The 17,449-nt window shown below is 70.8% G+C and carries 19 protein-coding genes; 11 read left to right on the top strand and 8 right to left on the bottom strand.

Annotated elements, in window-relative coordinates; genetic code table 11:
* Nucleotides 1-118: 118 nt before the first annotated feature.
* The gene (locus ACFYWM_RS27910) at nucleotides 119-919 is read left to right on the top strand and encodes an alpha/beta fold hydrolase (protein ID WP_389919180.1); all 801 of its coding nucleotides are present in this window, start codon (nucleotides 119-121) and stop codon (nucleotides 917-919) included.
* Nucleotides 920-962: 43 nt separating this feature from the next.
* Here the strand turns inward: ACFYWM_RS27910 and ACFYWM_RS27905 are convergent, their stop codons facing one another.
* Together ACFYWM_RS27905 and ACFYWM_RS27900 are read right to left on the bottom strand one after the other, a co-directional pair.
* A complete protein-coding gene (locus ACFYWM_RS27905; protein WP_389919178.1) occupies nucleotides 963-1,169 on the bottom strand; it encodes a hypothetical protein in 207 nt (68 codons plus the stop codon).
* Entirely contained in the window at nucleotides 1,166-2,119 is a 954-nt protein-coding gene (locus ACFYWM_RS27900) for an SDR family NAD(P)-dependent oxidoreductase (RefSeq protein WP_389919175.1), read from the bottom strand. The genes ACFYWM_RS27905 and ACFYWM_RS27900 overlap by 4 nt, the downstream gene beginning before the upstream one ends.
* A gap of 199 nt (nucleotides 2,120-2,318) precedes the next feature.
* On the opposite strand from ACFYWM_RS27900, the gene ACFYWM_RS27895 reads away from it, so the two are divergent.
* Nucleotides 2,319-2,912 (top strand): TetR/AcrR family transcriptional regulator, encoded by a 594-nt coding sequence (locus ACFYWM_RS27895; RefSeq protein WP_389919172.1) that lies wholly within the window; start codon nucleotides 2,319-2,321, stop codon nucleotides 2,910-2,912.
* 124 nt (nucleotides 2,913-3,036) lie between these two features.
* Here ACFYWM_RS27895 and ACFYWM_RS27890 read toward each other — a convergent pair whose 3' ends face one another.
* Nucleotides 3,037-5,502 (bottom strand): discoidin domain-containing protein, encoded by a 2,466-nt coding sequence (locus ACFYWM_RS27890; protein WP_389919170.1) that lies wholly within the window; start codon nucleotides 5,500-5,502, stop codon nucleotides 3,037-3,039.
* 331 nt (nucleotides 5,503-5,833) lie between these two features.
* The gene (locus ACFYWM_RS27885; RefSeq protein ID WP_389919168.1) at nucleotides 5,834-6,412 is read right to left on the bottom strand and encodes an ArsR/SmtB family transcription factor; all 579 of its coding nucleotides are present in this window, start codon (nucleotides 6,410-6,412) and stop codon (nucleotides 5,834-5,836) included.
* A gap of 378 nt (nucleotides 6,413-6,790) precedes the next feature.
* Between ACFYWM_RS27885 and ACFYWM_RS27880 the strand changes: the two genes are divergently transcribed.
* Together ACFYWM_RS27880 and ACFYWM_RS27875 are read left to right on the top strand one after the other, a co-directional pair.
* Entirely contained in the window at nucleotides 6,791-8,110 is a 1,320-nt protein-coding gene (locus ACFYWM_RS27880; protein WP_389919166.1) for an alpha/beta hydrolase family protein, read from the top strand.
* Nucleotides 8,111-8,322: 212 nt separating this feature from the next.
* A complete protein-coding gene (locus tag ACFYWM_RS27875; RefSeq protein WP_389919164.1) occupies nucleotides 8,323-9,255 on the top strand; it encodes a hypothetical protein in 933 nt (310 codons plus the stop codon).
* A gap of 163 nt (nucleotides 9,256-9,418) precedes the next feature.
* Here the strand turns inward: ACFYWM_RS27875 and ACFYWM_RS27870 are convergent, their stop codons facing one another.
* Complete coding sequence (locus tag ACFYWM_RS27870; protein ID WP_389919162.1) at nucleotides 9,419-9,736, bottom strand: hypothetical protein; 318 nt, start codon at nucleotides 9,734-9,736, stop codon at nucleotides 9,419-9,421.
* 194 nt (nucleotides 9,737-9,930) lie between these two features.
* Between ACFYWM_RS27870 and ACFYWM_RS27865 the strand changes: the two genes are divergently transcribed.
* From ACFYWM_RS27865 to ACFYWM_RS27855, 3 genes are all read left to right on the top strand, one after another.
* On the top strand, nucleotides 9,931-10,296 hold the full coding sequence (locus ACFYWM_RS27865) for an STAS domain-containing protein (protein ID WP_389919160.1): 366 nt from the start codon (nucleotides 9,931-9,933) through the stop codon (nucleotides 10,294-10,296).
* Between the two features lie 150 nt (nucleotides 10,297-10,446).
* Nucleotides 10,447-11,100 (top strand): NUDIX domain-containing protein, encoded by a 654-nt coding sequence (locus tag ACFYWM_RS27860; RefSeq protein ID WP_389919158.1) that lies wholly within the window; start codon nucleotides 10,447-10,449, stop codon nucleotides 11,098-11,100.
* 150 nt (nucleotides 11,101-11,250) lie between these two features.
* A complete protein-coding gene (locus ACFYWM_RS27855) occupies nucleotides 11,251-11,742 on the top strand; it encodes a GNAT family N-acetyltransferase (protein WP_389919155.1) in 492 nt (163 codons plus the stop codon).
* A gap of 81 nt (nucleotides 11,743-11,823) precedes the next feature.
* On the opposite strand, the gene ACFYWM_RS27850 is transcribed toward ACFYWM_RS27855, so the two are convergent.
* Both ACFYWM_RS27850 and ACFYWM_RS27845 read right to left on the bottom strand, forming a co-directional pair.
* The gene (locus ACFYWM_RS27850; protein ID WP_389919152.1) at nucleotides 11,824-12,183 is read right to left on the bottom strand and encodes a DUF742 domain-containing protein; all 360 of its coding nucleotides are present in this window, start codon (nucleotides 12,181-12,183) and stop codon (nucleotides 11,824-11,826) included.
* Entirely contained in the window at nucleotides 12,180-14,183 is a 2,004-nt protein-coding gene (locus tag ACFYWM_RS27845) for a nitrate- and nitrite sensing domain-containing protein (protein WP_389919150.1), read from the bottom strand. Before ACFYWM_RS27845 ends, ACFYWM_RS27850 begins: the two co-directional genes overlap by 4 nt.
* A 243-nt stretch (nucleotides 14,184-14,426) precedes the next feature.
* Here ACFYWM_RS27845 and ACFYWM_RS27840 point away from each other — a divergent pair, with 243 nt between their 5' ends.
* Nucleotides 14,427-14,768, top strand: coding sequence for a hypothetical protein (locus ACFYWM_RS27840; RefSeq protein WP_389919147.1), 342 nt, complete (start codon nucleotides 14,427-14,429; stop codon nucleotides 14,766-14,768).
* Here ACFYWM_RS27840 and ACFYWM_RS27835 read toward each other — a convergent pair.
* Nucleotides 14,678-15,046: a barstar family protein gene (locus tag ACFYWM_RS27835; protein WP_389919144.1), complete on the bottom strand. Its 369-nt coding sequence runs from the start codon at nucleotides 15,044-15,046 to the stop codon at nucleotides 14,678-14,680. The genes ACFYWM_RS27840 and ACFYWM_RS27835 overlap by 91 nt on opposite strands.
* Nucleotides 15,047-15,274: 228 nt before the next feature.
* Here ACFYWM_RS27835 and ACFYWM_RS27830 point away from each other — a divergent pair, with 228 nt between their 5' ends.
* Genes ACFYWM_RS27830 through ACFYWM_RS27820 form a run of 3 tightly spaced genes read left to right on the top strand, consistent with a single transcriptional unit; the run spans nucleotide 15,275 to nucleotide 17,243 of the window.
* Nucleotides 15,275-16,213: a DMT family transporter gene (locus ACFYWM_RS27830; protein ID WP_389919141.1), complete on the top strand. Its 939-nt coding sequence runs from the start codon at nucleotides 15,275-15,277 to the stop codon at nucleotides 16,211-16,213.
* Nucleotides 16,210-16,833: a GntR family transcriptional regulator gene (locus ACFYWM_RS27825; protein ID WP_389919139.1), complete on the top strand. Its 624-nt coding sequence runs from the start codon at nucleotides 16,210-16,212 to the stop codon at nucleotides 16,831-16,833. Before ACFYWM_RS27830 ends, ACFYWM_RS27825 begins: the two co-directional genes overlap by 4 nt.
* Before the next feature lie 59 nt (nucleotides 16,834-16,892).
* The gene (locus tag ACFYWM_RS27820; RefSeq protein WP_389919136.1) at nucleotides 16,893-17,243 is read left to right on the top strand and encodes a hypothetical protein; all 351 of its coding nucleotides are present in this window, start codon (nucleotides 16,893-16,895) and stop codon (nucleotides 17,241-17,243) included.
* Nucleotides 17,244-17,449 lie beyond the last annotated feature (206 nt).

The raw sequence follows: 17,449 nt of genomic DNA, 5'->3' as shown, positions 1-17,449 counted from the left end.
TGGCACGAGCGAATCAGGCGTATGCCTAATACAAGCGCCTAAGGCAAGCGCCTTGCGCAAGCGCCCAAGTCCGCGTTATGGTCGCCGGCATGAAGCGACGATCCCCTGGGGACCTGCCGTGACCGGTCCCATCCGCGCCGAGCTGCGCATCGACGGCCGCCGCCTGTCCTACCTCGACTTCGGCGGCACGGGCCGTCCCCTGCTCGCCCTGCACGGCCACCTGTCCGAAGGCGCGGGTTTCGCCGGCCTGGCGGCCGGGCTGGCTCCCGGATGGCGTGTCATCGCTCCCGACCAGCGCGGCCACGGAGACTCCGACCGGGCGGCCGACTACTCCCGCCAGGGCTACCTCGACGACGTCCTCGCCCTGCTGGACCACCTCGGCCTCGACCGGGTCACGATCCTGGGTCACTCGCTGGGCGCCATCAACGCCTACCAGTTCGCCGCCCGCCACCCCGGCCGGGTCGAGGCCCTCGTCAACGTGGAAGGGCCGGTCTCGCTCGACCCGCACGGCCCCAACCCGCTGGCCTTCGTCCTCACCCTGCGCGACCAGGCCCCCACCCGCGAGGCGCTCGTCGAAGGGCTCGGCCGGATGGCCCCCTTCTTCGCCGGCACGTTGCGCGAGAACGCCGACGGCACCTGGCGGCTGCCCTTCCACCCCCAGGACATGGTCGACTCCGAGGACCTGGTTCACGGCGACCACTGGGGCGACTGGCTGGCGACCACCTGTCCCGCCCTGCTGGTCCGGGGCACCCAGGGGGTCATCCCCGCCGACCAGGCCCGCGCCATGGTCGAGCGACGCCCCGGCACCCGCCTCGCCGAGCTGGACGGCGACCACTTCGTCCACACCGGCGACCCCGACGGGTTCGTCGCGGCCGTCCGGGAGTTCCTCGCCTCGCCGGTCGGCCCGCGACAGGGCTGAAGGCGTCCCCGTGGCGCGCCGGGGTTCACGGCGACCGCCCGTGTCACCGACCGTCGGACGACGCCAGGCGGGCGGTCCGGGCCTTGAGGACCGCGATGGTGTCGGTGACGTAGTCGAAGATCGCGGAGCGTTCGCGCTCGTCGTACCTCGTCATGAAGGCGCCCATCTCACGGCCGAGGTCGGCGAAGACGCCGCCGAGGTCGGGAACGCTTCCGGTGACGGCGGGTGGGGCGGGCGCCCGGGGTGTCACCGGGTGAGCGTCTCGACGGACACCTGCCAGAGACGGGCCGCCGCCTCGGGGTCGAGGGCGTACGCGGCGACCCCGTTGCGGGAGCCGGGCCGGTTCGGGCCCGCCTCCTCGCAGTCCTCGAAGTAGCGCCCGCCGACGCCTTCGAGCAGCGGCGACGTCGCGACCAGCACGGACGTGGCGGCACCCTGCTCGGGCGTCTTCCAGGTGATGCCGCTCGCGCCCCCGGCCGCCGCGACCGCCCGGTCGAGGTCCTCCTGGGAGACGTGCCGCTGCAGGTTGGTACGGATGCCGCCGGGCATGAGCGCGTTGACGGTGATGCCGTCGCTCTCCCAGCGCTTCGTCGCCTCGACCGCGAACAGCACGTTGGCCGTCTTCGACTGCCCGTACGCGGACCACGGCTCGTAGGCGCGCTCCCGGAAGTGGATGTCCTCGAAGACGATCGGGGAGCGCAGGTGCGCGCTCGAACTGACCGACACGACGCGGGCGCCGCCGGCCGCCGCGAGCGCCCGGTGCAGCCCGGTGGCGAGCGCGAAGTGGCCGAGGTGGTTGGTGGCGAACTGCAGCTCCCAGCCCTCCGGCGTGTGCGCCTCGGGCGACGCCATGACGCCGGCGTTGTTGACGAGGACGTGCAGCGGGCCGTCCCACGCGGACGTGAACGCCGCCACGGAGGCCTGGTTGGCGAGATCCAGCGGGGCGACGAGGATCTGCTTGTTGCCGGTGGTCGCGACGATGTCGTTCGCGGTGCGCTCCCCGGCGTCGAGGTCGCGTACCGCCAGGGTCACCTCCGCGCCCGCTCCGGCGAGCGCCCGCGCGGTCTCGATGCCGATGCCGGACGCTCCACCGGTCACGACGACGCGGCGGCCGGTGAGGTCGATGCCGTCCACGACCTCGGCGGCGGTGGACGTGGCGGTGAACGGTGTGGTGATGCGGCTGTTCTCGGTCATGGTCATGCCTGTCCTGTCGGCGATGTGCTCGGCTGTACGAACGAGGGCCCGGCCGGTACGATGTGGAAACGGAGGACCCTCCACTACGAACCACTGTAAGCGGAGATTCCTCCGTTTAGCAAGCCGCCCCGGCGTCCAGCGCGCCGGCCACCATGCCCACCACCATGCCCACCACCATGTCCGCAGGGACTGACGAGGAGAGACAGTGTCGGCCACCGGCCCCCGACCGTTGCGCGCCGACGCGCGGCGCAACCGCGAACGGCTGCTGGAGGTCGCCGTGCGCGCGTTCTCCCACGAGGGGCCGGACGTGACGCTCGACGCGATCGCGAAGGCCGCGGGCGTCGGCATCGGCACCCTCTACCGCCACTTCCCCACGCGCGAGGCGCTCATCGAGGAGGCGTACCGCAGCGAGCTGAACAGGTTGTGCGACGTCGTGCCCGACCTGCTGGAGACCCTGCCGCCGGACGAGGCGACGCGCACCTGGATGGACCACTTCGTCGACTACATGACGACCAAGCGCGGCATGGCCGACGCGCTGCGCGTGGTCATCGCGTCCGGCGGGAACCCGTACGAGCAGAGCCGGGACCGGCTGATCGAGGCGATCACGACGCTGCTCCGGGCGGGCGCCGCCGCCGGGACCCTGAGGTCGGACGTCGATCCGGTCGACGTGGTCGTGAGCATGAGCGGCGTGACCCTCGCCGCGGGGGAGCCGGAGCAGCGCGACCAGGCTCGCCGCCTGCTCGACCTGCTGATGGACGGCCTGCGCTACCGCGCCCCCGCCGCCCCCGCCGCGTCCTGACGCGAGCCCCCGGCATGGAGAAGCCGTGGGCCTCCGCGTCCGGCGGAGACCCACGGCGTGGGGTGGAACGCCTGATCAGCGAGGAGAGCGCTGTGACCACCGCTGATCAGGCGGGCTCAGGACCTCAGGGGTAGGAGACGAGCTTGGACGGGATCGTCGCGGTGCCGAAGGCGGGGCCGCCCACACCGTTGATCACGTGGTTGATCCGGCCGTTGCCGCCCAGGGAGACGGTGAGCAGGCTGTGGAACTTCACGCCCGGCTTCACCGGCGCCTCGAAGCCGTTCTCCACCTCGATCGTCGGGTCGACGTTGAAGTAGACGTAGCTGCCGAGACCCCAGCCCTCGTGGTTGTTGACCGCGGGGCCGACCTTGTAGGCCGCCCACCCCTTGCTGGTGCCGTTCATGTAGGCCGCCTGGTTCGGCGGGTCGTACGCCTTCTCGTTCTGGAAGAAGATCGTCCGGCCGCGCTCGCCGTACCACTCGACGTCGTACTTGCGGTAGTGCTCGACGAACAGGCCCGTGGCCAGGACGTCGTCGCCGTTGACGATCAGACCGGTCTCGGCGGTGTTGACGTTCCAGCCGATGCCCTCGCCGTGGTCGCCGCGCCACAGCCAGGTGTGGTCGATGATCACGTCGTCGCTGTTGACGACGACGCTGGTGGTGGCGTTGCCGGCGAAGGCGCCGCCGATGCGGACGAAGACGTCCTGCAGGGTGGTCGGGTTGGCGGCGTGGTCCGCGCTCGACCCCTGCGGGCCGACCTCGATGAGCACGTCGGACTTCTGGGTGCCCGCGTCCACCAGGAAGCCGGCGAGCTTCACGCCGTCCACGTCGGCCACCTTGACCGCGGTGGAGCCGCCGCCCGGGATGATCGTCGCGAGGCCGAGGCCGAGGACCACGGTGTTCGCCCGGGTCACGTTGATCGGCTGGTTGAGGTGGTAGATGCCGGGGGTGAGCAGCAGGTGCAGACCCTGGCCGAGCGCGGCGTTGATGGTCGCGGCCGAGTCGCCGGGCTTGGCGACGAAGAACTGGCTGAGCGGGAGCGAGCTGCCAGGGGTGGAGCCGTTCGCCCAGCTCACGCCGCGCGCGTTGGTCCGCAGGGCCGGGACGAACACCCGGTAGGCGCCGCCGCCGTCCACGTAGAGGTACGGCTTCTCGCGGCTGATCGGGGTGTTCTCCAGCGTGGTGTAGGACTTGCCGAGGAAGTCGGTGGCGGGAGCGCCCTGCACCCCGGAGAAGACCATGTTCCACACGCCGTTGACCCAGCCGCCGACGGAGCTGTCACGGGTGTACCACTGCTGCTGCGAGTACGGGCCGACGGCACCGTCGATCTTGCTGTCGGCGATGTAGCCGCCGCTCGCCCAGCCGTAGCCGGTGGGGGCCAGGTTCAGCGCGCCCTTGATGTGCATGCGGCGGAACGGCGCGGCCTGGGAGACGGCCCACTGGTTGGTGCCGCCGGGAGGCTGGACCGACAGGTTCTCCGTCGAGCGCCAGAAGTTCTGGGTGGCGTTGCCGTTGAACCAGCCCGCGTCCACGGTCACACCGTTCAGGGTGACGTCGTCGGGGTTCTGGCCCAGGCCGATGATCGAGGTGTAGAAGCCGACCTTGGCGTTCACGTTGTAGGTGCCGGGCTTGAACAGGAAGGCGTGGCGCCCGGTGCCGAACTGGGCCGACTCCTGCTGGGTGAAGACCGCGTCCAGCTGGCTCTGGATGGTGGCGCTGGACATCGACGGGTCGAAGACGTGGACGTTCGGGCCCAGCGGACCGCCGCCTGGGATCTCGGGACCGGGACCGTCCGACGTGGTGTACACCGCGAACTCCCACAGTGAGTAGCCGTAGCCGGTGCCCCGCGCGCTGCCCAGCATCCGGACGTACCTGGCGGAGCCGGTCACGTCGTGCGACTGGACGCCGCCGGTGGCGCCGGTGACGGTCTTCAGGTCGGTCCAGGTGGTGCCGTTGGTCGATCCCTGGAGCTTGAAGGCGCTCGCGTACGCGGCCTCCCACCTGAGGTCGATCTTGCAGAGGTTCTGTGCCGAGCCGAGGTCGACCTGGACCCACTGCGGGTCGCTCGCCACGCTGGCCCAGCGGGTCCCGTTGTTGCCGTCGAAGGCGGCGCTCGCGGGAAGGCCGGCGCCCTGGATCGACGAGGCGCTGTAGGTCTTGTTCAGCGCGGCGTTGGTGGTCCCGCACGGCCCGCCGGGGCCGGGGCCGCCGTCGGGGCCGAAGACCTGGAACTCCCACAGCGAGTAGCCGTAGCCGGTGGCCCGTGTGACGCCCTGCATCCGGACGTACCGGCCGGTGCCGGTGACGTCCCAGGTGTCGATCCCGCCGTCACCGCCGGTGACGGTCTTCAGGTCCGTCCACGTGGTGCCGTTCGTGGAGATCTGAACCTTGTATCCGCTGCCGTACGCGGCCTCCCAGTTCAGCACGACCTTGTTGACGCTGGTCGAGGTGCCGAGGTCCACCTGGAGCCACTGGGCGTCGGTGTTGGCGCTGGACCAGCGGGTCCCGGCGTCGCCGTCGACGGCGGCGCTCGCCGGCGTCCCGGCGTTCTCGGTCGATGAGGCCGTCGCGGCCTTACCCTGCGACAACAACGTGTCGGCGTAGGCGGGGGTCGACGGTACTGCGAGCAGAGCTGCCGCGACTGCCGTGGCAGTCCATAAGGCGGCAGGACGGAACAGACCTCTCATGCATGTCTCCACTGCGGATCCGGGGGGTGGAAGGTCTAACTGCAGGTGAAGGGCGACTTACGGGGAACGGTAAATCAACGCCTTATTTCTACACTTAATTTAACTAGTCGGAAACATGACGTCAATGGGTCAAAAGTCATGGATGGCCGTTTTGGGAGGGAAGGCTCGTCAACCCCCTGGTCGGGCGCCGGTACCGTCCCGGCCGCAGGCTCGGGAGAGGGGTGAACCGCCGGTGTCAGTTCTCGTCGGCGGGCATGGCGAAGAGCCGGATGTGCATGGGACGCGCGCCGGGGGACGCGTCCTCGGGCAGGGGGCTGTATCTCATCAGCAACGCGATGTAGGCCTCGAAGAACTCCTTGAACTCGGCCTTGGTCATCCGGCCCAGGCCACGCGACCCGGTGGCCCACTCGGGATCGCGCAGGTAGGCCTCGGGGAATCGCTCGATCAGCTCGCGGTCCTCCTCCATGCCGATCCGGTGGAACTCGGCGAGGGCGGGCCGGTCCTCGGGGGCGAGCTGCTCGGGCATGGGGAGCCGCAGGTCACGCGGGCCCCTCGCCTTGCGCCACCAGCGCTCCCTGCCGGTCGAGCGCTCGGGGACCTCCTCGATGAAGCCGTACTTCTCCAGCTGGCGCAGGTGGTAGCTGGTCGTGCCGGTCTTCGCGCCGAGCAGCTCGCCGAGCGTGGTGGAGGTCGCGGGGCCGTGGACGTTGAGATGGCGCAGCATGAGCCGCCGCATGGGGTGGGCGAGGGCCTTGAGCTTCCCGGGGTCGTCGAGCAGGAACGGCTCGTCATCCCTCGTCTCGTCATCCTTCATGAGGATCAGCCTAGTCCTGCAGAACGATATCTGCAGACAAAGCTTTGCCGAGAACTCTCTGCAAAGTAATTTCGGCATATGAGAAGAATCCCCCCGGTCCCCTTCGTCACCCTGGGACTCCGGGCGGTGGCCGCCGCCACCGCCCTCTGCCTGTTCACGACTCCAGCGGCCGCTGCCGCGTCCGGGCCCACGTCCACAGCCCCCGTCTCCGCCGCAGCCGCCGCGTCTAGGACCGCGTCCACAGCTCCCGTCTCCGCCGCCGCGTCCGGGCCCGTGTCCGGGGCCGCGCCCTCGGTCCCTTCGGCCACGGTCCTCCCGGCTGTGGCTTCAACGGCCGTGGCTTCGACAACCGGGGCCCCGAGTGTTCCGTCCGACCTCGTGGCGACGGAGGTGGGTTTCCGCGGCGGCGGGGGCCTCGCCATGCGCGGCACGGTCGTCTCGCCCGCCGGTGCCGGGTCCGCGCGGCCCGGCATGGTCCTGGTGCACGGCGCGGGCACCGGCACGCCCCGCGAGAAGCTGATGGCCGAGGCCGTCGCGTTCGCCCGCCAGGGAATGTCCGTGCTGATCTACGACAAGCGCTCGAAGGACTACTCGCTCTTCGAGCGCTCCTACCCGCTGCTCGCCGACGACGCGCTCGGCGCCCTGGCCGTCCTCCGCTCCCAGCCGGGCGTCGACCCGGCGAAGGTCGGGGTGTGGGGGCTCAGCGAGGGCGGCTGGGTGGTTCCCATCGCGGCGGCGCGGTCGAGCGACATCGCCTTCGTCGTGCTCGTGGGCGCCAACGGGGTGTCACCGCTGCGGCAGCAGACCTGGGCCGTGGCGGCCGGGCTGCGCAAGGCGGGGGTGTCGGGGTCGCTGATCGACCGGGCCGAGTTCAACCTGTACCGGACGATCGCCGACGGCGGCATGTTCCCCGAGCCGTACTACGACCCCGGGCCGACGATCGCCAAGGTGCGCCAGCCCGTGCTCGCCATCTGGGGCACGCACGACCTGCTGACCCCGCCGGAGGAGAGCCCGCCGCTCTTCGCCAGGGCACTGGAGAAGGGAGGCAACCGGCACTACACGTTCCGCTTCTTCGCCGGGGCGGATCACGCCGCGCACCGGACTCCCGACGGCGGCGTCACCCGGTCGCCCGAGCTCGCCCCCGGCTACGCGGAGCTGGTCGGCTCCTGGGTCGGCGACGTCACGGCGGGCAGGCCGCCGGCGTCGGGGACGTCCGGGCCCGCTCCCGTGCAGGCCTCGCGGACCGTGCCGGTGGACCCCTCCGCCCCGTGGGAGTCGGCGCCGGTCCAGCTGGCGGTCCTGCTGCTGATCCTCGTCGCCTTCACCGCCTACCCGGTGGTCGCCCTCGTGCGGCGCCTGCGCGGCCGGCCGCGTCCCTCGCCGACCGGGCCCGCGTGGCTGGTCGGCGCCTCGGGGCTCGCGGCGGTGCTCGGGTCGTTCTCCTACCTGTTCTACCTGGTGATGACCGGAGGCAAGCTGGCCGCTCCGGGGCCCGTGGTGGCGGAACGCCCGGTGCTCTGGCTGGCGCTGCAGGCCCTCGCGGTGGTCTCCGTGGTCGCGGCGGCCCTCACCGCGCTGGCCTGGCGCCGCGCCCGAGGCTCGGTGCCGCGAGGGGAGGGCGTGCGGCTCGGCCTCCTGCTCGCCGGTGGAGCGGCGTTCGTCCCGTGGGCCCTCTACTGGGGGTTGCTGCTTCCTTGACGGGAGGACGACTTGACGGGAGGGCGAGAGGAGAGCCCGTCGGTGGAAGGCGCCGGTCCCGGGGCCTTCCGCCGATGAAAGCGCGGGTCGTCGGGACGTTCCGTTCGGCTGAAATCAACGGAGAGAAGTGATATAAGTGCTGATAATTTATTTATCAGCCCAATTCTGACATACGGGACATTTGTGGTGGTATGAGAGTTTTCATATTGTCCGTGGCGGCCGTCGGCACCCTGATCGCCGTCATCGGCTGGCTGGGTGCCATCGACGTCCGGGACACCTTCTCCGCCTCGGCCGTGAGCTCCGCCACAGGTCCCGGCGCGAGTACGGACAGGCGGGCGATCAGGAGCTTCCTGGAGGCGGAGAAGGGGGCGGCCGGCGCCTCCGCCCTGGTGGACAAGGGGACGAACGCCGCTCCCACGGCGACGGACAAGCGGGTGGTCAAGACCTCCGTGACGAAGGCCGGGGGCAAGTCCTACCTCAGGGTGCAGGTGACGAGCGGGTACGACACCACCAGACGCTTCTCCGTGAAACAACGTGTCTGCGTGAAGAAGAAGTGCCGGACGGTGACGGCCGTCCTGTCGGTGAATGCCGGGCGGACGGCCTGGCACGAAACATATCTCGGTACCGGCACCTATAAGAAAAGCGGTAAATCCTCTGTTTCCGTGAAGACGCCGCAGCCGGCGCGGACGACCCCCGCGCCCCGGGTGACCGTCACCGTACGGCCCACCGCCCCGGCCGTGACCACCACGGTCACGATCACCGAGACCGTGACCACCACGGTGACCGCGACCGTGACGGCCACCGCGACGGCGACCGTCACCGCCACCGCGACGGTCACCGTCACCCCCACACCCACCCTCACACCCACCCCGACCCCTTCCGTCACGCCCTCCGCGACGGTGACCGGACCGCTCTGCAACGCGCCCCCCAACCCCTACGGGTTCACGTTCTGCTCCACGGGGGCCAGGGTGTACCCGCCCGCGACCGACGCCTGCCAGGTCTTCCCGTGCATCGAGAACTTCCGCAACGGGACCGGCTACCTGGTCATGTGCAAGGACAACAGGGTGAGCCTGTCGGGCGGGATCCAGGGAGCCTGCTCCCTCCACGGCGGGGTGCTGCGGGAGGTGAACCGGAACACCGCGTAGCCGGAAGGCTCCCCGGACGGTTCCCGTGATCGTTCCCGGGGCCGTTCGCACACCGGTGGGAGGCGCGGTCACCTTCACCGTGACCGCGCCTCCCACCGGTAGCAGGTGGAGACGTGGGTGCGCGCCGCCCCGCCCCCGGGTGTTCCCGGGGCGCTCGCCGGGATCAGCCTTCCTTGTTCCGTCTGGCGGGGGTCCGTTGGTCCGCCTCGTCGGCCAGCTGATCCTCGACGATGGCGCACCAGCGGTGCCACCGCGCCAGGTCCAGGTGCTCGTCCACATCGCCGACACCCGCCTCGGCCATGAGCTGGTGGCTGCTCGCCGCCGCCTCGTGGGCGTTGACCAGCGCGTGGTGGCCGTGATTGGCGAGTGATTCGCTGACCGCCAGGTTCACGGCTATCTCTCCCATTGTCTTGGGCCGGCCCGAGAGTTCGTTGCCGAACCCCTTCCCGATGAAGTCGCGGCTCTCCGAATCGTCGCTCATAGCTGCTGAGTGCCCCGCAAGTCCTAGATCTATCTGGGACCCACGATCCGATGTGGACGATTTCCCGACGTGAGAGCCGTGGGCCATGTCCAGGGCGCGATTCACTTACGGGCGTGTTGCGGTTAGCCGGAGAGCCTCTTCTCACCAAGATCTTTAAAATAGCCTCGACGCAACCGGCCTAAGGATCGTGGGGGATGACGACGCGGCTTGATCTCTCGGTCCACAGACATGAGGGCGCCTCGGTGATCGCGCTCACCGGTGAGCTGGACAAGCTGTCCGGCCCTCGGCTCCGTGACGTCATGGTCGCGCAGCTGGACGACGGGGTGTGCCGTCTGGTCCTCGACGTCACCGGCCTGAGGTTCTGCGACTCCACCGGCCTGTGGATCATGCTCGAACTCCAGCGGCGCGCGGTCGCGGCGGGGGGTTGCCTGCGGCTGGCCGGTGTCCACGGGGTCCTGGGACGGATCCTGACGATCACCGGCCTCGCGGGCGCGTTCTCCCTCGACCCCGACGTCCCCGCGTCACTGCGGGCCATGTCCTCGTCCACCCCGTACGCGTGATGGTTCGTGGGCCTTCTCGCCTATTAGTGCAGACTTGTCCTTCGGCGGCCCACCCCCTACCGGGCGGTGGCCCGGCCGGACGGGCCGTACCGGTGGGCGGCGCGGTGTCAAGAGGAGGGTGGGGAGCCGGTGTCAGGTGAGGTACCCGGGGTGGATGTCCCGGACGGGCGGGGTCGTACGGGACTGGACAGGGCGGGGCTGGACCTGACCGGCAACCCCCGGGTCCGGGTGCGGGAGGTGCGGCTGCTCTCGTCCAGCTGGTACGTGCTGCGCAAGACGACGTTCGACTACCGGCGCAGGGACGGCGGCTGGAGCACCGAGCAGCGGGAGACCTACGACCGGGGCAACGGCGCGACGGTGCTGCTCTACGACGCCGAGCGGGCGACCGTGCTGCTGACCAGGCAGTTCCGCTACCCGGTCTACGTCAACGGCCATCCCGACGGGCTCCTGCTGGAGACGGCGGCGGGCCTGCTCGACGACGACGACCCGGAGACCGCGATCCGCAGGGAGGCCGCGGAGGAGACCGGCTACGACATCGGGGAGGTGGAGCACGTCTTCGACGTCTACATGAGCCCCGGCTCGGTGACCGAGCGCGTCCACTTCTTCGCCGCCCCCTACAGCGCGGACCGGCGGACCTCCGACGGCGGGGGGCTCGCCGACGACGGAGAGGACATCGAGGTGGTGGAGCTGCCCTTCGCGAAGGCCCTGGGCATGATCGCCTCGGGTGAGATCGCCGACGCGAAGACCATCATGCTGCTGCAGTGGGCGGCGCTGTCCGGCCCCTTCTCCGATCGAGGCAGGTGAGCGGCCCGGAGCCGGGCGGTAGGGCCGGACAGCCGTCGGGAGGGCCGTCCCGGCGCCGGTGAAACCGCTCTCACACCACCTGTCCCTCCCGTACCCGATCCGGTCGCCGGCGCGCTTCACGGGCAGGTCGCCGGGCACTACCCTGCACGGGTGACGGAAGTGGAGCTGCGCGGATGGCGGCCCGACGACATGCCGGTGGTGCTCGACGCGTTCAGCTCCCCGGACATGGCGGAGCAGGCGGCCCGGCCCATCGACACCGCCCAGGCGGCGCTGGAGTGGATGGGGGTCTGGGGGTTCCGCGACGACGCGCGGGCGTTCGCCGTGGTGTCCAACGGCGAGGTCGTGGGGAACGTCGCGGTGAGCAACATCGACGCGCACGACACCGGCTGGGTCTCCTACTGGACGCTCCCGCGCGCCAGGGGGCGGGGTGTCGCGGTGGCCGCCACCAGGATGATGGCCGAGTGGGCGTTCAAGGAGCGCGGGCTGTTCCGCCTGGAGCTGGCACACCGGGTCGCCAACGAGGCCTCCTGCGCGGTGGCCACCAGGGCCGGGTTCCTGCCGGAGGGGATCGAGCGGGCCAAGCTGAGCTACGAGGGCGTCCGCCACGACGTGGAGCGGCACGCCCGCCTGGCCACCGACTGACCGGCACGCCCGCCCCGGCCACCGACCACGAAGGCGGGGCCGGGTCCAAAGGGTGCAAAGGGTCCAAAAGGTTCAGAGGGTTCAGAGGGTTCTGAGCCCGGCGAGCAGGTCGCGGAGCAGGCGCTCGCGGGGGGTCGCGGACGGGGGCGCGGGCGGCCGTACGGTGATCAGATGGCTGTCACGCAGGTCACCGAGGAGGACCCGGAGCACCCCGACGGACAGGGCGGTCCGCGCGGCCAGCTCGATGACCGGGATCGGCGTCCGGCAGGCGTCCAGGATCGACAGGTGCTCGGGCTGCAGCTCCCGGTGGGGTGCCCTGACCGCCACCACCACGGCCATCAGGTCGAGATGGGCTCCGGCGTGCCTGGTCCGGCCGCGGGTCATCGTGTAGGGGCGGACGACCGGACCGGCCTCCTGGCCGGGTGAGCGCTCCGCTGTCACGGTCCACCCTCCCGCCCGGTGCTCCGCCATCCGTCGCGGGCCGTCCCGAACGCGTCGCCCGGGACGGCGCCCTCGCCCGTCCCGCCCTCGCGGGTCCCCGGGGTGCCGGCGGCGGCCCGCTCCGCGGGTACGGTCTGGCGCACCCGCCTGGGCAGTCCGTCGTCGGCCTCGGGCAGCCGTTCGACCTCGACCGAGTAGGTGAACCGAGGATCGGCGGGCTCGACCACCAGCTCGCTCGGGAGCATCACGATCGCCGTGGTGCCGCCGAATGGGGAGGGCCGCAGGGAGACGCGGATGCCGTGCCGGACGGCGAGCTGCGCGACGACGAAGAGGCCGAGCCGGTCGCTGTCGGCCAGGTCGAACTCCGGCGGGTCGGCGAGCAGCGCGTTGAGCCGCGCCGTCTCCTCGGCGGAGATGCCGAGCCCCCTGTCCTCGACCTCGATGGCGTAGCCCTTGGCGACCAGGTCGCCGTGGACGCGTACGGCGGTGTGCGGGGGAGAGAACACGGCGGCGTTCTCGACCAGCTCGGCGACGAGGTGGATCACGTCGGTGGCGACCGCGCCGATCACGGACGGGCCGTGCGGGACGCCGATCGTCACGCGCGGGTAGTCCTCGACCTCCTCGACGGCGGCGCGGACCACGTCGTAGATCGTGACCGGGTTCCGCCACCCCCGGCCGGGAGCGGCGCCGGACAGGATGATCAGGCCCTCGGAGTGGCGGCGCATCCGGGTGGTCAGGTGGTCCAGGCCGAAGAGGTCCTCAAGGGTCGCCGGGTCGTCGGCCCGCCGCTGCATCGCCTCCAGCATGGCCAGCTGCCGGTACAGCAGGGACTGGCTGCGCCTGGCCAGGTTCACGAAGACCTTGTTGACGCTCTTGCGCATCTCGGCCTGGCCGACGGCGGCCTCGACCGCGGTCCGCTGCACGGAGGAGAACGCCTCGGCGACCCCGGCGACCTCGGCGGTGTCGCCGACCTTGATCTCGGGGGCCTCGGAGCAGACGTCCTCGCCCCGGCGGAGCCGCCGGACCACGTCCGGCAACCGCCTGTCGGCGAGGTCGAGGGCCGCGTTCTGCAGGCCGACGAGCTCGCCGGCGAGCCTCCGGCCGAACCGTACCGACACGAAGACGGACAGCCCGACCGCGACCAGGCCGAGCCCCCCGGCGAGGCCGATCTGGACCATGATGTCCCTGGCGAGGGGCATGGACCGCTCGCTGATGCGCCTGCCGGCATCCCCGGCGCGCCTGTCGAAGTCGTCGGAGACCCGCGCGGCGATACCCGCCCAGGACGGCTCGGGCACGGCCGAGGCGGTGATGGCGTCCTCGATCCTCTCGAAGGAGGAGTAGTCGGAGGAGTCGCGCAGGGGGGTGTAGAGGGACTGGAACCCGGAGTCGAGCTGGTCGAAGCCCATGGAGTAGAGGAGCCTGCGGCCGGTGACCAGCTGGCCGAACCTCGCGCGTTCCGCGGGGGGCATGGCCCCCTCGACGACGGCTCCGGATATCAGCGCGGCCTGCTGGCTGAGCATCTCGCGGCTCCGGCCGATCGTGACGATGGCCCGCGTCTGGTCGCTCAGCTCGACGTCGGCGGAGATCCGGATCTTCTCGTAGGCGTCGAAGGCGGCCGAGACGATCCCGCTGTAGGCGTCGAGGGTCCGCAGTCTGGTCTCGGTACGGGTGTCGACCCCGCTGCGGATCTCGGTGAGCCGGTCCAGCGAGGCGAGGAGCCGGCTCAGGCGTCCCCAGGTGGCGGGGTCGATGTCGGGGCGCACCGCGGTGGTGAGGCGGTCCAGCTCGGCCCGGGCGGCGTTCGTCCGCAGGCGCTGGGCGTCCAGCTCCGTGCGCGATACGCCGACGTCCCCCAGGACGGACAGTGACAGCAGCCGCTCATGCTGGAGCGCGGTGGTCACCTTCCTGGCGGGCACCACCACGTGCTCGTAACCGCCACGTATCTTGAGCAGCTGCTGCCCGTCCTGGACCGTGAGGTTGGCCGCAAATACCCAAATCACGACAAGGGATATAATGGGTACCAGGAGTAAGGTAAAAATCTTTACCCTGATTGAGTATTTTCGGGTGGCCATAATACCTCGCACACCTTGAGATGCGTGGTTGACAATGGCCAAACATAGCAATGTGGGTCACTTGGGACCAGGCATGCACGTGAGTCACATTGAGATGATTTATCGCGATCTGTTGGTTCGGAACCGCCGACTCCTCGCGTACGTCTCTCTTGGAGAGGAGAGGGGTCAACGATGCAGAAGATCGCGGACCTGATCGAAGCCGAGGCCGAGCGCGCCGACCGGGCGGCGCTGGCGCGCGGTGGTGAGCTGGCCGGGGCGGGCGCGGTGCAGCTGGTCCGGTTCAGCCCGCCGAGGGTGACCGCCGAGGTCGACGACGGCGCCGCGTGCGTCGAGTTCCGGCTCGTCGAGGGGGCGCTTGTCTGGCACTGCAGCTGTCCGGCGGGCAGGGACGGCGCGTTCTGCGCCCACTGCGTGGCGACGGCTCAGTCGGTCAGGATCAGGACCGACAGGAAGGACTCTCCCGCCGCTCCGTCGGCGACCGCCTCGGAGAGAACGGTCCGGATCGCGTCGTAGGCCGGTTGGTCCCCGGCCCGGAGCGTCGACGGCTCCGACCAGATCAGCAGGTGCTCGCCCGGCGGCAACCATGACAGGTCGGTGAGCACGTCGTAGAGCGCGTCGAGGTTGTGCCCGAAATGGTCGGGCAGGTCGAGGGCCTCGATGATCGCGTCCATCGCCTCGGCGGAGGTGGTGATCCTCGCGCCGTCCAGCGGGTGGGGTGTGGCGGATCCGAGCATGGAGTCGACCTCGTCGGCCGCCCCGTGGCGGAACGTCCCCCTGGAGACCGTGGTCATCCTCGCCCCCGGCCGGGTGCGCCCGTACTGGTCCTCTCGCGGGCGACGCCCGGAGCCTGTGTCCGGTCGTGCCCTCTGAGCTGCTGGTTCTTGCTCCTTCTCGGACATCTCACCCCGCCGAACTACCCGCGCGCCGACCCGTGAAAACGGGGTGCCGGGCGTGTCCTCCTCGCCTTCTGCTCCTTATTGGATTGTCTGGTTGTCATACAATCTGCCTACAATCGGCCCATGAGAATCGCCGTGATCGGGGCCGCCGTGCTCTGGGGGACCGCGGGAACCGCGGGCCTGCTCGTCACCGGGGTCGAGCCCGTCTCCCTGGCCGCCGCCCGCCTGGTGATCGGCGGCCTGGTCCTCGCGATCGCCACCGCCCCCGCGGCCCGGCTCCTGCTCCTCCCCGGCGGCGCCCTCGCGGGCTCCCCCGGAGGCTCTTCCGGGGGCTCTCCCGGGGGCAGGGCGCGGCCGGGCCCGCTCGTGGCGGCGGCGGTGGCCGTGGCCGCGTACCAGCTGTGTTACTTCGCCGCGGTCGGCAGGACCGGGGTGGCCGTCGGCACGGTGGTCGCCATCGGCAGCGGTCCCGTCTTCACCGGGCTGCTGTCCTGGCTGCTCGACCGCGCGTGGCCCGGCCTCCGCTGGGCGGGAGCGACCGCGGTGGCGATCGCCGGCTGCGCCGTGCTCACCGGCGGGGGAGGCGAGGTGCGGGCCGACGGTGTCCTGCTCGCGCTGCTCGGCGGCCTGCTGTACGCGTCCTACGCGGTCACCGCGGCGCGGGCGATCGGCGTGGGGGCGCCCTCCGACGCGGTGATGGGACTGATGTTCGGCGGGGCCGCCGTCGTCATGGCGCCCGTCCTGCTGTGGACGGGCATCGGCTGGCTGGCCGAGCCGCGCGGCCTGCTCACCGCCCTCTACCTGGGCTGCGCCACCACCGCGCTGGCCTACTTCCTGTACGGCAGGGGGCTGCGCACGACCCCGGTCGCGACCGCCGCGACCCTCGCCCTCGCCGAGCCCGCGGTGGCGGCCCTGCTCGGCGTCGTCGTGCTCGGCGAGCGGCTCGCGCCCGCCTCGGTCGCCGGGCTCGTCCTGCTCGGCGCCAGCCTGGTCGCGGTCTCCCTGCCCGAGCGCGTCCGTCAGGGAAGCCGGGGCCGGAGGGCAATAGGGTCGTCGGCGTGACCCTCCCGCTCCATCCCGTCTCCGCCGTCGGCGCGCTCGCCGACGCCCTGCGCCGGCGGGTGCTGTCCGGCGAGATCCCGCCGGGCACCACGCTGCCGGAGCAGGAGCTCTCGGCCCTGTACGGGGTGGCCCGCCCGACCGTCCGCGAGGCGCTCGCCGTGCTCGTGCACGAGGGGCTGCTCAGGCGCGAGCGGCACCGCAGCGCCCAGGTGGCCGAGGTGACCGTGGCCGACCTGGACGACCTGATGTTCGTCCGGCGCCCGCTGGAGGACCTGATGGCCACCTCGCTGGCCGGGCGGCGGGTCGCGGAGGCCGACGCGGCGCTGGCGCGGATGGCCGCGCTGCCCGCCGACGCCCCCTGGTCGGAGACGGTGGCCGAGCACATGGCCCTGCACCAGGCGCTGGTCGTCGCGGTCGGCAGCCCCCGCCTGGAGCGGCTCTACGGCATGCTGGCCGCCGAGACCAGGCTCGGCCTGGTCAGGCTGCGCTCGGTCTATCCCGACCGGCACGTGCTGGTCGCCGAGCACCGGGACCTGCTCGACGCGATCGGCCGGGGGCCCGGGAAGGCCGCCAGGGAGGCGGTCGCCGGGCACCTCGACCACAGCTGGGGCGATCATTAGGGACTCGACTTGCATGGCTCTATTGCACCCGGAGCCCTGAAGTCGTCACAATCGCGCCCATGCACGGCAACGCAGTGCCGGACTCCTACGTATATGTCACCGAAGAAGGCGTGACCCGTCACTACGCGGACGGCAGCGTCGACGCCCTCGCGTGGGAGGACGTCGTCGAGGTGCGGGTAGCGGGCGACACAGACTCGGACATTCTGTACATCCTTCTCGACCGGGCAGGTCAGGGGTGTGTCGTGCCCGACTCGGCGACCGACGCGACCTTCCTCGCCCGTCTCCGGTATCTCCCGGATTTCGACCTCGACCGGCTCGGTGCGGCGGTGGAGTCGGCGCGGGAGGATTACGTCGTCGTATGGCGCAGCCCCGAACCACCTTCGGCTCTGCCGGATTTTGAATACGACTAATTTCCGATTATTTCCAATATGTGGCGGTCAAAGTTACACGTTTGGACCGTTCCGTCAAGATGCCATCTCTCCGTAGTTCGGCCAATAGTGGACAGTGGCCGGTATTCCCCTACTCATTGGTGATCACTAGGATTTCCATGGGTATCCACGCTCCTGATGCATAAGGGAATACTGTCAACCATTGAATGAGATGCGCGGCACCTTAT

The organism is Streptosporangium sp. NPDC002721, from assembly GCF_042888905.1.
Lineage (GTDB): Bacteria > Actinomycetota > Actinomycetes > Streptosporangiales > Streptosporangiaceae > Streptosporangium.
This window is presented reverse-complemented; position numbering and strand designations above follow the sequence as displayed.

What these genes read in the sequence shown, in the direction of transcription:
- ACFYWM_RS27900 (WP_389919175.1), bottom strand. Translation starts at nt 2,119, where the DNA reads ATGACCATGACCGAGAACAGCCGCATCACCACACCGTTCACCGCCACG.
- ACFYWM_RS27885 (WP_389919168.1), bottom strand. Translation starts at nt 6,412, where the DNA reads ATGAAGGATGACGAGACGAGGGATGACGAGCCGTTCCTGCTCGACGAC.
- ACFYWM_RS27870 (WP_389919162.1), bottom strand. Translation starts at nt 9,736, where the DNA reads ATGAGCGACGATTCGGAGAGCCGCGACTTCATCGGGAAGGGGTTCGGC.
- ACFYWM_RS27865 (WP_389919160.1), top strand. Translation starts at nt 9,931, where the DNA reads ATGACGACGCGGCTTGATCTCTCGGTCCACAGACATGAGGGCGCCTCG.
- ACFYWM_RS27840 (WP_389919147.1), top strand. Translation starts at nt 14,427, where the DNA reads ATGCAGAAGATCGCGGACCTGATCGAAGCCGAGGCCGAGCGCGCCGAC.
- ACFYWM_RS27835 (WP_389919144.1), bottom strand. Translation starts at nt 15,046, where the DNA reads ATGACCACGGTCTCCAGGGGGACGTTCCGCCACGGGGCGGCCGACGAG.
- ACFYWM_RS27830 (WP_389919141.1), top strand. Translation starts at nt 15,275, where the DNA reads ATGAGAATCGCCGTGATCGGGGCCGCCGTGCTCTGGGGGACCGCGGGA.
- ACFYWM_RS27820 (WP_389919136.1), top strand. Translation starts at nt 16,893, where the DNA reads ATGCACGGCAACGCAGTGCCGGACTCCTACGTATATGTCACCGAAGAA.